General features: G+C 62.7%; 14 protein-coding genes. 9 read left to right on the top strand and 5 right to left on the bottom strand.

Going from position 1 to position 12,883, the window contains the following annotated elements:
* Positions 1–72 precede the first annotated feature (72 nt).
* Positions 73–1,260 (bottom strand): lipid-transfer protein, encoded by a 1,188-nt coding sequence (locus DXT88_RS02115; protein ID WP_265211391.1) that lies wholly within the window; start codon positions 1,258–1,260, stop codon positions 73–75.
* A 205-nt stretch (positions 1,261–1,465) separates the two neighbouring features.
* On the opposite strand from DXT88_RS02115, the gene DXT88_RS02110 reads away from it, so the two are divergent.
* The 5 genes from DXT88_RS02110 (at position 1,466) to DXT88_RS02090 (ending at position 6,654) form a co-directional block, all read left to right on the top strand.
* Positions 1,466–2,635 carry an acyl-CoA dehydrogenase family protein gene (locus DXT88_RS02110; RefSeq protein WP_265211389.1) on the top strand — a complete coding sequence of 390 codons (1,170 nt, stop codon included), beginning with the start codon at positions 1,466–1,468 and terminating at the stop codon, positions 2,633–2,635.
* Positions 2,635–3,297, top strand: a complete 663-nt coding sequence (locus DXT88_RS02105; RefSeq protein WP_265211387.1) for a TetR/AcrR family transcriptional regulator — start codon at positions 2,635–2,637, stop codon at positions 3,295–3,297. Before DXT88_RS02110 ends, DXT88_RS02105 begins: the two co-directional genes overlap by 1 nt.
* A 2-nt stretch (positions 3,298–3,299) precedes the next feature.
* Positions 3,300–4,646 carry a phenylacetate--CoA ligase family protein gene (locus DXT88_RS02100; RefSeq protein WP_265211385.1) on the top strand — a complete coding sequence of 449 codons (1,347 nt, stop codon included), beginning with the start codon at positions 3,300–3,302 and terminating at the stop codon, positions 4,644–4,646.
* A 73-nt stretch (positions 4,647–4,719) separates the two neighbouring features.
* Entirely contained in the window at positions 4,720–5,493 is a 774-nt protein-coding gene (locus DXT88_RS02095; protein WP_265211383.1) for an enoyl-CoA hydratase/isomerase family protein, read from the top strand.
* An 84-nt stretch (positions 5,494–5,577) separates the two neighbouring features.
* Positions 5,578–6,654 (top strand): ABC transporter substrate-binding protein, encoded by a 1,077-nt coding sequence (locus tag DXT88_RS02090; RefSeq protein WP_016834429.1) that lies wholly within the window; start codon positions 5,578–5,580, stop codon positions 6,652–6,654.
* Positions 6,655–6,673: 19 nt separating this feature from the next.
* On the opposite strand, the gene DXT88_RS02085 is transcribed toward DXT88_RS02090, so the two are convergent.
* A complete protein-coding gene (locus tag DXT88_RS02085; protein WP_265211565.1) occupies positions 6,674–6,949 on the bottom strand; it encodes a YkgJ family cysteine cluster protein in 276 nt (91 codons plus the stop codon).
* Between the two features lie 131 nt (positions 6,950–7,080).
* Here DXT88_RS02085 and DXT88_RS02080 point away from each other — a divergent pair, with 131 nt between their 5' ends.
* Positions 7,081–7,989, top strand: coding sequence for a LysR family transcriptional regulator (locus DXT88_RS02080; protein WP_265211381.1), 909 nt, complete (start codon positions 7,081–7,083; stop codon positions 7,987–7,989).
* Here DXT88_RS02080 and DXT88_RS02075 read toward each other — a convergent pair.
* The 3 genes from DXT88_RS02075 to DXT88_RS02065 all read right to left on the bottom strand — a co-directional run bounded on the left by DXT88_RS02075 (position 7,983) and on the right by DXT88_RS02065 (position 9,513).
* On the bottom strand, positions 7,983–8,762 hold the full coding sequence (locus DXT88_RS02075; protein ID WP_265211379.1) for a pirin family protein: 780 nt from the start codon (positions 8,760–8,762) through the stop codon (positions 7,983–7,985). The genes DXT88_RS02080 and DXT88_RS02075 overlap by 7 nt on opposite strands.
* A gap of 118 nt (positions 8,763–8,880) precedes the next feature.
* On the bottom strand, positions 8,881–9,162 hold the full coding sequence (locus DXT88_RS02070; protein ID WP_016834424.1) for a DUF4148 domain-containing protein: 282 nt from the start codon (positions 9,160–9,162) through the stop codon (positions 8,881–8,883).
* Positions 9,163–9,252: 90 nt separating this feature from the next.
* Positions 9,253–9,513, bottom strand: a complete 261-nt coding sequence (locus DXT88_RS02065) for a hypothetical protein (protein ID WP_016834423.1) — start codon at positions 9,511–9,513, stop codon at positions 9,253–9,255.
* Between the two features lie 426 nt (positions 9,514–9,939).
* Between DXT88_RS02065 and DXT88_RS02060 the strand changes: the two genes are divergently transcribed.
* The 3 genes from DXT88_RS02060 (at position 9,940) to DXT88_RS02050 (ending at position 12,856) form a co-directional block, all read left to right on the top strand.
* On the top strand, positions 9,940–11,157 hold the full coding sequence (locus tag DXT88_RS02060) for an acyl-CoA dehydrogenase family protein (protein ID WP_265211375.1): 1,218 nt from the start codon (positions 9,940–9,942) through the stop codon (positions 11,155–11,157).
* Positions 11,150–11,980: a MetQ/NlpA family ABC transporter substrate-binding protein gene (locus DXT88_RS02055; RefSeq protein ID WP_265211373.1), complete on the top strand. Its 831-nt coding sequence runs from the start codon at positions 11,150–11,152 to the stop codon at positions 11,978–11,980. The genes DXT88_RS02060 and DXT88_RS02055 overlap by 8 nt, the downstream gene beginning before the upstream one ends.
* A 117-nt stretch (positions 11,981–12,097) precedes the next feature.
* The gene (locus tag DXT88_RS02050) at positions 12,098–12,856 is read left to right on the top strand and encodes a MetQ/NlpA family ABC transporter substrate-binding protein (RefSeq protein WP_050977710.1); all 759 of its coding nucleotides are present in this window, start codon (positions 12,098–12,100) and stop codon (positions 12,854–12,856) included.
* Positions 12,857–12,883: the final 27 nt, after the last annotated feature.

Here is a 12,883-nt window from a genome sequence, read left to right as displayed (position 1 = left end):
GTGGTCTCCAGGATAGCTTTGAGGGCCCGGTCTGTGCCGTGCTTTATGGGTTAATAACGGACAAGCTTCGGTTCAGTTGGTTTTTTCGTAGACGGTGACGACGCAGGCGCCGCCCAGGCCGAGGTTGTGTTGCAGGCCCCAGCGTGCGCCATCGACCTGGCGCCGTTCGGCCTGGCCGCGCAACTGCCAGGTCAGTTCCGCGCATTGCGCGAGGCCGGTGGCGCCTAGCGGATGGCCCTTCGACAAGAGGCCGCCGGAAGGATTGGTGACGATCTTGCCGCCATAGGTGTTGTCGCCGTCGAGGATGAATTTCTCGGCGGTGCCGGGCGGCGTCAGTTGCAGCGCTTCGTAGCTGATCAGTTCGTTGGCGGTGAAGCAGTCGTGCAGTTCGACTACCTGAATGTCTTCGGGGCCGACGCCGGCTTCGGCATAGGCGCGTTCCGCGGCGATGGCCGCCATGCCGCAGCCGACCAGCTTGCGCATGTCGCCGCTGTCGAAGGAATCGGCCTGGTCGGTGGTCATCGCCTGTGCTGCGATGGCGACGCTGGTGTCGAGATTGAACCAGCGCGCGAAGCGTTTGGAGCACAGCACCGCGGCCGCCGCGCCGCAGGTCGGCGGACAGCATTGCAAACGCGTCAGCAGGCCGAATACGGTTGGCGAGGCCATGACTTCTTCCAGCGTCACCGGCGTGCGGAATACGGCGTAAGGATTGTTGGCCGCGTGGCGGCGCGCCTTCACCGAAATTTGTCCGAAGGTCTCCGGTGCGATGCCGTATTGATCAAGATAGTCCTGGCCCGCGCCGCCAAAAAATTGCGGCGCGCGCGGCAGCTCCGGGTCGTAGCCGCGATTGCTTGCCATGGTGTCGAGGAAGCGCTGCAACGGCGCCGGCCGGTCGGTGTAGATGGTGCGCAACGGGCCCGGCATCATCTGTTCCACACCGATCACCAGCGCGCAATCGATGGCCCCGCTGGCGATCGCCTGGCGGGCCAGAAACAGCGCGGTCGAACCGGTCGCACAATTATTGTTGACGTTGATGACGGGCAGGCCGGTGAGGCCGACTTCGTAGAGCATCGCCTGGCCGACGGTGGAATCGCCATAGACATATCCGGCGTAGGCCTGCTCGATCGCTTCGTAACGAATGCCGGCATCGGCGAGTGCGGCGCGCGCAGCGGCTGCGCCCATTTCCACATACGACGTACTTGTACTTGGCTTCGCAAACGGCACCATGCCGACACCGGTGACATAGACTTTCTCGCTCATTGCCGCCTCCCGGCCCGGTTCGGGCTTTTGAGTTGGGTCAAAACAGAATTTTTGTCTCGTATAGAGCAGGCGAACGCGTGTTCGAAAATAATGCGGAATGCTATTTGACTCCGATCATACTACTTAGTATATTAAGATGAAGTCAACATAAGAAAGCCGCTCTACAACACACTGACCGCCGAGCCTTCGGCGCAATGGAGAGACGATGGCGATTATTTGGGATCCTTCCCTCGACCCTGACGCAAGCAGGTGGCGCGACATTGCGCGCCGTCTCGCCCACGATCAGCTGGCGCCGCGTGCCGCCGGCATCGACCGCGATCAGCGCTATCCCCACGAAAATGTCGACGCCCTCCATGAGAGCGGTATCGCATCGATGTTCATCCCGAAAGACTACGGCGGCGGCGGCGCTTCACTGACCGCGTTCTGCGCCGTGATCGAAGAACTGGCGCAAGCCTGCGCCTCCACCAGCGGCATCGTCGCGACGCTGCAGCTGGGCGCCATGCCGCTGCTGTGCGCCGGCACCGATAAACAAAAAGACACTTATATCCGCGCCATGGTGGCCGGGCGCAAATCGATTTCGTTCGCGCTCAGCGAGCGTGAAGCCGGCTCCGATCCGTCCAACATGCAGACCCTGGCGACACCGGAGAACGGCGGCTGGCGGCTGCGCGGCGAGAAGCGCTGGATCGGCGGCGGCGGCGAGTGCGCGTACTACGTAGTATTTGCGCAAACGGAGCCTGGCGCAGGCCGGCGCGGCATCGCCGCCTTCATGGTGGCGGCCGACGCCGAGGGCGTGCGCGACGATGCGCGCGAAGACAAGATGGGCATGCGCGGCACCGTCAACAGCACCGTCGTGCTCGACACCTGGGTCGCGGCCGACTGCATGATCGCGACGCCGGGCAAAGCACTCAGGCTGGCGCTCGAAGCGCTTAACGTCGGACGCGTTGTTGTGGCGGCGCAATCGAACGGCATCGCACGCGCGGCATACGACGCTGCGGCACGCCGGGCGGCGGTTCGCACCACCTTCGGCCAGTGTCTTCTCGATCATCAGGGCATAGGTTTCAAACTTGCAGATGTCGCAACCCGGTTATCCGCAGGTAGAATGCTTGCATACGAAACCGCCCGCAGTTTTGATACTGGTCAGGATGTCGCGCTTATCGGCGCTCAAGCGAAGTTATTCTGTAGCGAGGCTGCCCACGATGCAGTCGATATCGGTGTACAGGTATTTGGCGGAGAAGGTTTCGTGAAGCCTTCGCTCGTCGAGCGTCTTTATCGTGATCAGCGCGCCACCGAAATTTATGAAGGTACTTCGGAGATCCAGAGACTGGTGCTCGCACGGGCGATTCATGCCGAGTTCAATAATGAGGAGCAAGCATAATGAAGGTCGACACAGCACGTCCCGCATCGACAAACAATGAATTCGCCGGAGACGATTCAGACCCGCGCAGCGAGATTCTCGACGCTGCCGCGCTGGCATTCATGACAAAAGGTTATGCCGCCACCAGCATCGACGATGTCGCCGATATCCTCAGCGCCACCAAGGGCAAGATCTACCATCACTACCGCAAGAAAGCCGACCTGTTTTTCGACGTGCACAAGCGCGGCATGGAAATGGACCTGGCCGCCGTGCAGGAAGCCGCCTCGAAATCCCACGCCCGGGCCATCGACAAGCTGCGCGCCATGACGCTGGCGCACATCACCGTGATCATGGACCACCTGCCCTACCAGCGCGTCGCCGTGCAGGGTCTGGAGATGCACCTGGCCGGCGAAACCACCGCCGCCCAGCGCGAAGTGCTGTCGGAAATCCTGGTGCTGCGCGATCAGTACGAGAACCTGTTCCGCGACACCATCCGCCAGGTCATGACCGAAGGCCACGCGCCCGACCAGGACCTGCAGATCGTCGTCAAGGCCTTCTTCGGCGCACTGAACTGGACCACCATCTGGTTCCGTCCGCGCGCCGACCAGACCGACGACGAAAAGCTGGCGGTCGCCAACTCCATCTCCACTTTTGCGATTCGCGGCCTCGGCGCGGAGCAATAACCATGCGCTCCGGTGCGCCGATCGCCGCCGCGCCCGCGCATCTCGATCCCGCTGAAAGCTGGGATCGCGCCACGCTGGAGGCATTCCAGCTGGAGCAACTGCGCGTGCAGCTGGCGCGGCTCGCCAGGGACAGCGCTTACTATGCGCCGCTGTTCCGGCAGCTGGACTGGAACGTCGGCGAGCTGCGCTCGCTGGCCGACCTGAGCAAACTTCCGTTTACCACCAAGCTTGATTACATCAACACGCTCGGCCCGCAGGCGCCGTTCGGCAAATTCATGACCGTGCCCCAGAGCGAGGTGCGGCGCATGCATTTTTCCTCCGGCACGACGTCGGCGCCCTCGCCGCAGTTCTGGAGCGGACACGACCTCGACCGCTGGGCCGGCCTGTACGCACGTCACGCGCGCGCCCAAGGCATCGGTCCCGGCGACATCGTGCAATGCATGTTCAGCTATACCTGGTTCGTCGGCGGCCTCGGCGCCACCGCCGGCTATCAGCGCGCCGGCGCCATGGTGATCCCGGCCGGCAGCCAGGACACCGGGCGCCAGATCGACACGCTGTTCACTTACGGCAGCACGGTGCTGTGCGGTACGCCATCGTTCATCACCCATCTCGCCGAAGAAGTGCGCAAGCGCGGCCGCGATCCCGCCGCCTCGACCGTGCGCAGCATCATGATGGGCGGAGAACCGGGCGCCAGCATTCCCGCCACGCGTCGCCGCATCGAAGCGCTGTGGGGCGCACGCGCCTACGACGCCTACGGTTGCCTTGAATTCCAGCCCATCGCCGGCGACTGCACCGCGCAAGCCGGACCGCACCTGGCGGAAGACTTCGCCTACGCCGAAATCGTCGATGCCGAAACCGGCGCCGCCGTTGCCGACGGCACGCCCGGCGTGCTGGTGCTGACCCATCTCGACAAACAAGCCGGCCCGCTGGTGCGCTGGTGGACCGGCGACATCGTGCTGCGCGACGCCACGCCGTGCAGCTGCGGTCGCACGCATGCGCGCCTGGTCGGCGGCGTGCGCGGCCGCGCCGACGACATGCTGGTGGTGCGCGGCGTCAACATCTTTCCTTCCGCGGTGGAAGAACTGGTGCGCGCCACACCCGGCCTCGGCGACGAATACCAGCTCGTCATCAACGCCTCGGTGCATGACGCCGCCGGCTTCATGAAATCCATCCACGTGCGCGTGGAACAGACCGATGCCTCCGCCGATGCGGCGCACTTGACGGCATTGGCGGCGCAACTGACACAGGAAATCAAACAGCGCCTGCACGTCGGCGCGCACGTCGAAGTGCTGCCGCAAGGCACGCTCGCACGCAGCACGCACAAGGCAAAACGCGTTGTCAGGGAATAACGAAAAGATCAGCTGATCCGGTAGCAAAAAACACCATCGGCGCAGGTCATCCTGACGCCAGGGAGGAGCGGACATGCAAAGCATCGTCATCGTGGAACGCAGCGACGCGGTCGCCTGCGTCACCATGAACCAGCCCGGGCGCCGCAACGCGCTGGCGCCGGAAATGCGCGAGGCCCTCACCGAAACGTTGGAGCGACTGGCCTGCGATGTCGATTGCCGCGCCATCATCCTGGCCGGCACCGATCGCAGCTTCTGCGCCGGCGGCGATCTGTCGAGCCTGCCTGCCGGCGACGCCTTGGCCAGCCGCAAACGCATGACGCTGGCGCACCGCCTGCTGCGCACCATCACCGACATGCCCAAACCGCTGATCGCCGCCGTCGACGGCACCGCCTTCGGCGCCGGCATGGGCTTGGCGCTGGCCTGCGACTACGTGCTGTGCAGCGAACGCGCGCGTTTTTGCACCGCGTACTCCAACGTCGGTTTAATGGCCGACATGGGCCTGCTATGGTCGCTGCCGCAACGCGTCAGCGCCGGCCAGGTGCGCCGGCTGCTCTACACCAGCGCCGTGGTCGATGGTGAAGAAGCCTTGCGCCTCGGCCTCGCCGATCAATTGGTGCACAGCGATGAACTGCAACAGGCCGCGCTCGACCTGGCGGCCCAGTTCGCCGCCGCACCGCCGCTCGCCGTCGGCCTTACCAAGGCTGCGCTGGCGCGCCTGCCGGGCTCGCTCGACACCGTCATGGGTCTGGAACTGGACGGCCAGTTGCAATTGTTTTCCAGTGCAGATTTCACGGAAGGGCGGCATGCCTTCCTGGAGAAAAGAAGGCCGTATTTTCAGGGCCGTTGAACGATTGCAGGAATGGATTGATACGTACCTGCGGGTATCCGCGGAGATGGATAGCATGCTGGACTTCACCTACGAGGAAACGTCATGAAACGAACAGTTGCCACCCTTGCCTGCACCGGCGCCATTGCCGGCGCCCTGATCAGCATTCCCCTCGCGGTCAATGCGCAGGCCCGTGAAAAAGTCACCATCGCCATCGGCACCGACGTGCTCGACGCCTCGCAGGTCAACAACACCTCGCTGCCGATCTACACCAAGTGCTGGGAAAATGCCGGCCTCGATGTCACGCTGCAGCCGACCAACTCCACCACCGCCATGCAGGCGGTGCTGACCGGCCAGGCCGACATGGTCAACATGGGTCCGGCCGCCGCCATCATCGCGCGCACCAAGGGCGCGCCGTTGAAGGCGGTGTACCTCAACATGCGCCACAACTTCCAGTTTCCGGTGGTGCTCGACTCGTCGCCGGTCAAGACCATCGCCGACTTCAAGGGAAAAACCATTGGCGTGCTGTCGTACGGTTCGCAGATGGTGCAGATCTTCAAGGGCATGCTGACCGAAGCCGGCGTCAATCCCGACAAGGACGTGACGTTTGTGGAGACCGGCTCCGGCGCCCAAGCCGTGACGGCGTTGTCGAAAGGCCGCGTCGACATCTGGGGCACCTGGGATTCGCAGATCGCCACGGCGGAAAACATGGGCCTGAAGCTGCGCCGCTTCTCCTCGCCGTTCGCCGAGAAGCTCAACTTCGGCGGCTCCTACTTCGTGCGCGACGACATGATCGCCAAGCGTCCGCAGACCATCGAAAAAGTCCTGCGCTGCGTCGCCATGGGTTCGGTGACGGCGCTGGCCAATCCGCAGGGCTCGCTGAAGGTTCACTGGAAAGTATTTCCGCTGACCAAGCCGTCCAGTCTCGACGACGCCACGGCCATCAAGCAGGGTCTGCACATCATCCAGACGCGTGGGGAATTCCTGAAACTGGAACCGGGCGTCAAGTGGGGTGAAATCCCGATCAGCGCGGTGGCCAACATGGTGGCGTTCATGAAAGCCAACAACATCATCCAGACCAGTCCGAAACTGGAAGACCTCTACACCAACCAGTTCATCCCGGCGATCAACAACTTCGACACCGCCAAGGTGGTCGCGGCGGCCAAGGCCTTGCCGCAGTAAGCATTGAAAGAGACGCGCATCAGGCCGGAACCGTGTTCCGGTCGGGCGCGGTCAGCCGTTCCAGCGTCCCCAGCCACTGCATCGCCATCTCGCGGCCATCGCCGCACATCTCCGCCGACGCCTGCAATCCCGAGCAACATGCCGGTCGTTCCGGTTGGCCGAAAATCGCGCAGCGCAAGTCATCCATCAATTGCACGCAAGGCACGCCCGCCGGCTTGCCGTTCGGCATGCCCGGAATCGGGCTGGAAATGGAAGGCGCGGTGCAGCACGCGCCGCAGTTGGAGCGACAGTTCATGGCGGTGGGAAAGGACAAGAAGGTGCATATTCTACCGCCCCGCGGCATCGTCAAGCGGGGCGCGGCTTTTCGGTCGATAATTGGCGGGCAGCCGACATCGGATGCGCACAAAAAACAAACAGGGAAGGCGCATGACGCAAGATCTGAACGACCTCTATTACTTCGCGCAGGTGGTGGACCATCGCGGTTTCGCCGCCGCCGGTCGCGCGCTGGGCATTCCCAAATCGAAACTGAGCCGGCGCATCGCGCAGCTGGAAGAGCGCCTCGGTGCGCGCCTGATCCAGCGCTCCACGCGCAGCCTGTCGGTGACTGAAATCGGGCAAAGCTATTACGAGCACTGCAAGGCCATGCTGGTGGAAGCCGAAGCCGCGCAGGAAGCCGTCGAACGAAATCGCGCCGAACCGCAAGGCACGGTGCGGCTGACCTGTCCGGTGGCGCTGCTGCATGGTCGGGTGGGAGTGATGCTGGCGGATTTCCTGATCGAACATCCGCGCGTGACCTTGCAGGTGGAGTCGACCAACCGGCGCGTCGATGTCGTCAACGAAGGCATCGACGTCGCGCTGCGCGTCTTGTTGCCGCCTTTGCAGGACAGCGACCTGGTGCTGAAGATTTTTGGCGTGCGCCACTGGTGCCTGGCGGCCAGTCCGGCGCTGCTGGAGAAATGCCGCGTCCCCGAAGTGCCGGCAGACCTGCACCGCTTCCCCAGCATGAGCCTGGCGATCCCGGTGGAGCAGCATGTCTGGCATCTGGAAAACGCCGACGGCGAAACGGCATCGATCCGTCACACGCCGCGACTGATGACCGATGACGCCACGGCGCTCAAGCGCGCCGCCGTGGCCGGCGCCGGCATCGTCTATCTGCCGACCATGGTGGTCATCGATGAGTTGCGCAGCGGCGCGCTGGTGAAAGTATTGCCTGAATGGTCGCCGAAGTCCGGCATCATCCACGCCGTGTATTCGTCGCGGCGTTTCCTGTTGCCGTCGGTGCGGCAACTGATCGACTTCCTCGCCAAACGTTTCGACGAACTGGAAGATTATTGAAACACCGCACTGCCGGCGTCGACAGGTTCGCCACTCAGCAGCAGGGCCGTGGTGTCCGCACGCGTTTCCAGCAACAAACCCGCGCCGGGGCGATCAAGCATCACGACCTCACCGCCAAGCGCTGCATGGTCGCCGTTGATCAGCACCGATCCGCTCAGGATCGCCAGCAACAACGTGCGTCCTTCGACCGTATTGAACTCGCTCAGGCAGCGCGACTTCAATTGCAATTGCCATACATCGAACGACGACATGGTCGGCATCGCGCCGCGCCGGTTCAGGCAATCTCCCGCGATCACGCGGATGCTGCCGGCGCCGTCAGGCAAGGCGATGGAGGGAATCTTGTCGGCCGTGACAATTTTCCCGGAGCAGGACAAGGATGCCGAGGTCGGCACGTCGATCCACAACTGCAGCACTTGCGGCGAGGCTTCACGCGCATTGCCGCCGGCGGCCGCGGCACGGAAACTTGCCGCGTCGTGCTCGTCGGTCACGCTGCGCCATTGCACATCGCCGGCATTGAGGACCTGCTTCCTGCCATCGGCGTCGACATATTCCAGGCGACCTTGCTGCACCATGGTCAACACGTTGCAGCCTCGATACAGCTGGCGCGCACAGGCATCCGGCGCAGTGCTGTCCGCCGATCCGACATGATCGAGCAGCAAGAAAGGACTGACGTGCCGTCCCAGCATGCGTTTTGAAAACAGCGTATGCGCGAGCAGGCCGTCGCCGATGCGATGCTGCCTGGAACTACTGTAAATACCGAGGATTTTTTTCATGATAGGCGCCGGTTCCAAACTGCGAACCGGCGTTTCCGATGAGGCGCCGACAAGACCGGAAGGCGGGGTTCGACCGGTCTTGTCGGCGTCGGAAAATTGCTCAACGATTGTTCAACGATCAGGCGCCGCCATTGACGTCCGCACCGCCATGCTGACGGGCCTGCTTCAGTTCTTCGATCACGGCCTGGCGTGTCGCGGTCGACTTGTGCTGCACTTCGACCGGATACAGATCGTTGTTGATGATCTCGCCGTTGGCGCGCGCTTGCTTCAATTCTTCGATCACTTCGGCACGGGTTTTGTGCGAGACGATTTGTGTTTCTGGCGGATAGGCTTCTTCAGCCATGGCGCTGCCGACGATGGAAAGGAAAAGCAGGCCGCCGGCGATTTTCTTGATGTTCATGATGGTTCCCTGGTGAGGTGGTTGCTTGCTGCGCGGTTTCTCATGAAAACCGGCAGCGGAAATATGCGTATTGGCTGATGGCGCCGTCGATTAACGCAGATACAGTGTTTCGATATAAGTCAGCGGCTCATGGCGGGCCAGCTTTTGCTGGATTTCCTGACGCTTGATCGAGGACTTCGACGGCGTCTTGACGGTTTGCCGGACGCTCACCGGCTGCGCTTGCGCAGTGTCGGACGGTTCGTTGGCGGCCAGGGCGCTGCCGGCGGCGAAAGTGCCTGCGACGGCGATCAGCAGGACGGCGGCGGTGAGTTGCAGGACGCTGCGGTCCAGACGTGCGGTAGTGGTGTTCATGGTGATGCTCCTTGTTTGCATTGTGTGCGTTATTGGCGTTGTGCTTGTGGCAACGAAGCGTTCGAAGCCTTCCGGTAAAGCGCAGCGGCGTTTGCTGTGTGATGCTGCAAGTGCGACTGCTTGGACTGAAGTGTAGGTTTTGCGTTGAAAGTGCACTAGGAGGCAAAATTCGGATTCATCGTTCCATCCATAGAACAATCAACGCCCTTGAATTCCCGCGCTCCGCCCTGGATAGGGGAACGCCCAAAGCCGGGCAGCAGCATGCGGCCCTCTGCAGGAGGGCATATGGATATCTGTTTATCTTCGTTATCAAGCGAGTTTCGCTGCCAGATAATCGGCGCTTGAAGATGCGGACTTGCTTCGCCGCAAGTCCGTGCGCATCCCGATCATCGCAAAGCAGATAACCGCAGATAACCGAGGCAACTCATGACCCAAGCATCACATCCACCGTCGTTCGACGCCTTGCTGGCGCGTTTTGAACCCATCTTCGCGCGCATCGCGGAAGGCAGCATCGATCGCGAAAACGACCGCGACCTGCCGTATGAAGCCGTGCAATGGCTCAAGGATGCCGGCTTCACATCGCTGCGCGTGCCGGTCGAACACGGCGGCAGCGGCGTCACGCTGCCGCAGTTCTTCAGTCTTCTGACTCGCCTGGCGGAGGCCGAATCGAACCTGCCGCAAATCCTGCGCGTGAACGCCGGCTTCACAGAATTGCTGCTGGAGCGCAAGGACGACGAAGACACGCGTCACTGGCTCGGCGTGATCGGCAAGGGCGAGACCTTCGGCGCGGCCGCCTCGGAGCGCACCGGCGCCACCGGCAACTCGGTTACCGTCACGCCGGATCCCGACAAGCGTCCCGATCACTTCCTGCTGAACGGCGAAAAATATTATTCGACCGGCACGCTGTACGCCGACTGGATTCTGGTGCGCGCGCACGACGACGAGTCCGATCTCAACGTCCTGATCAAGAGCGACACGCCGGGCGTGACGCGCGTGGACGACTGGGACGGCTTCGGCCAGCGCCTGACCGGCAGCGGCACCACGCGCTTCGACAAAGTCCTCGTGACACAACAGCAGATCCTCGATCGCTATCACGTCTCGCAACCGCGTCGCAACACCATCATCACCGCGTTCTACCAGACCGTGCACCTGGCCACGCTGGCCGGCATCGCGCGCGCGGTGCAACGCGATGCGGTGGCGTTCACGCAGGCGCGCACGCGCACTTTCGGCGTGCCGGGAGTATCCAGCCCGCGTGAAAATCCGCTGGTGCATCGCGTGGTCGGCCGCCTCGCCAGCCTGGCCTGGTCGGCGGAACAACTGGTCAACGCCGTCGCCAACGCCATCCACGCCGTGCACCAGGCGCGTCTGGCCGGCACCGCCAAACCCGAGGATTACATCGCCCTCGACGTGCAGACCTTCCAGGCCCAGCAGGTCGTCATCGGCCAGGTGCTGGAAGCCGCCACGCTGCTGTTCGAAGTCGGCGGCGCCTCGGCCACCAGCGACAAGCGCCGGCTCGATCGCCACTGGCGCAACGCGCGCACGCTGGCCTCGCACAATCCGGCGACGCAGCGCGAAGCCGCCATCGGCGACTACCACCTCAACGATAATCCGCCCAACGAACGTTTCGGGGTGTCGTATGCGTAATCGCGTCGTCCATCGTTTCTTCGCTGCGCTCGTGTTGAGCAGCATTGCGCTGTTCGCCGCACAAGCATCGGCAGCGCCGCAAAAGCCGGAACTGCGCGTGGGTTTCGTACCCGGTCCTTACATCGACGAATTCAAGGTCGGCGTGCAGCCCGAGCTGGAAAAGAAAGGCTACAAGATCAAATACTACGAATTCAGCACCGGGCTGGAAGCCAACAGCGCCGTCTTCAAGGGCGACATCGACGCCAACGTGATGCAGCATTCGGTGTTCCTGAAATCGTACAACGAACGCAACAAGACCGACCTGGTCGGCATCGTGCAGGTGCCGACGCCGCCGATGGGCCTGTATTCGAAGAAGCATCGCAGCCTCGACGGCCTCAAGAAGGGCTTCACCGTCGCCGTGCCGAACGATCCGGTCAATCTGCAACGCGCGCTGTGGATCCTGCAGCGCCTGGGCTGGATCAGGATCAGGGAGAACGCCAATCCGGTCGACGTCACCGAACTCGATGTGGTCGAGAACAAGGTCGGCCTCAAGCTGGTGCTTCTGGAAAATGCCCAGGGCCCGCGCGCGCTGGACGACGCCGACTTCGCCGCGATCCAGGGCAACTTTGCCATCTTCGCCAAGCTCAAGCTGTCGGAAGCCTTCATCCTGGAAGACATGACGCCGGCCTACATCAACGTGCTGGCGGTCAAGAAGACGAAGCAGACCGATCAATATGCGCGCGACATCGTCGAGGCCTACCGCTCCGACACGTTCCAGAACGCGATCCGCGCCGATCGCTTCTATGACGGCTTCCGCCTGCCGGATTATTTCAAGACCAAATAAGCCTGGTCACTATCTCCGCATCACCACCCTGTCCATAAAAACATCAGAGGAACCAGCATGAACCTGTCCTATCGATTCCGCGTGCATGCCATCGTCGCAGCCGCACTGATCTCCGTCATGGGCCTCACCCAAGCCCAGGCGGCCGACAAACCGCTGCGCGTCGGCGTGCGCGGCGGCACCGACGAACAGATCTGGGAAGTCGTCACCAAGGTCGCCAGGAAGAACGGCCTGAACGTCGAAGCGGTCGTCATCTCGGGCGCAGCGAGTCCGAATGAAGCGCTCAACAACGGCGACCTCGACGCCAACTCGTTCCAGCACATTCCCTTCCTGCGCGACCAGATCAAGCAGCGCGGCTACAAGCTGAGCGTGGTCGGCAATACCTACATCTCGCCGATCGCGTTCTATTCCAAAAAATACAAATCGATCAGGGACCTGCCTGACGGCGCCAAGGTCGCCATTCCCAACGATCCCAGCAACCAGACGCGCGCACTGGTGGTGTTGCGCGACGCCGGCCTGATCACGCTGCGCGACGGCTTCGATCCGTTCACCGGCACGGTGTCGCTGAACGACATTACGGCCTACAAGAAGAAGATCACGCTGACCGAAGCCGCCTCGGTGGTGCTGGCGCGCTCGCTGGAAGACGTCGACACGGCCGCCATCGTCAACACCTTCGCCTACCAGGCCGGCCTGATCGCCACGCGTGACGGCATCGCCGTCGAGAAGCGCGAAAACAACCCCTACGTCAACATCATCGTGGTGCGCGAGCAGGACAAGAACGCCGCATGGGTCGCGCCGCTGGTGAAGGCTTACCAATCGGAAGAAGTGCGCCAGTTCATCCAGAAGCAATACGGCGGCTCGGTGGTGCCGGTATTTTGAGTATCGCTGCTTTGATCGGCGCCGGTG

This window comes from Herbaspirillum lusitanum (assembly GCF_026127345.1).
Taxonomy (GTDB): Bacteria; Pseudomonadota; Gammaproteobacteria; order Burkholderiales; family Burkholderiaceae_D; genus Herbaspirillum; species Herbaspirillum lusitanum.
This window is presented reverse-complemented; position numbering and strand designations above follow the sequence as displayed.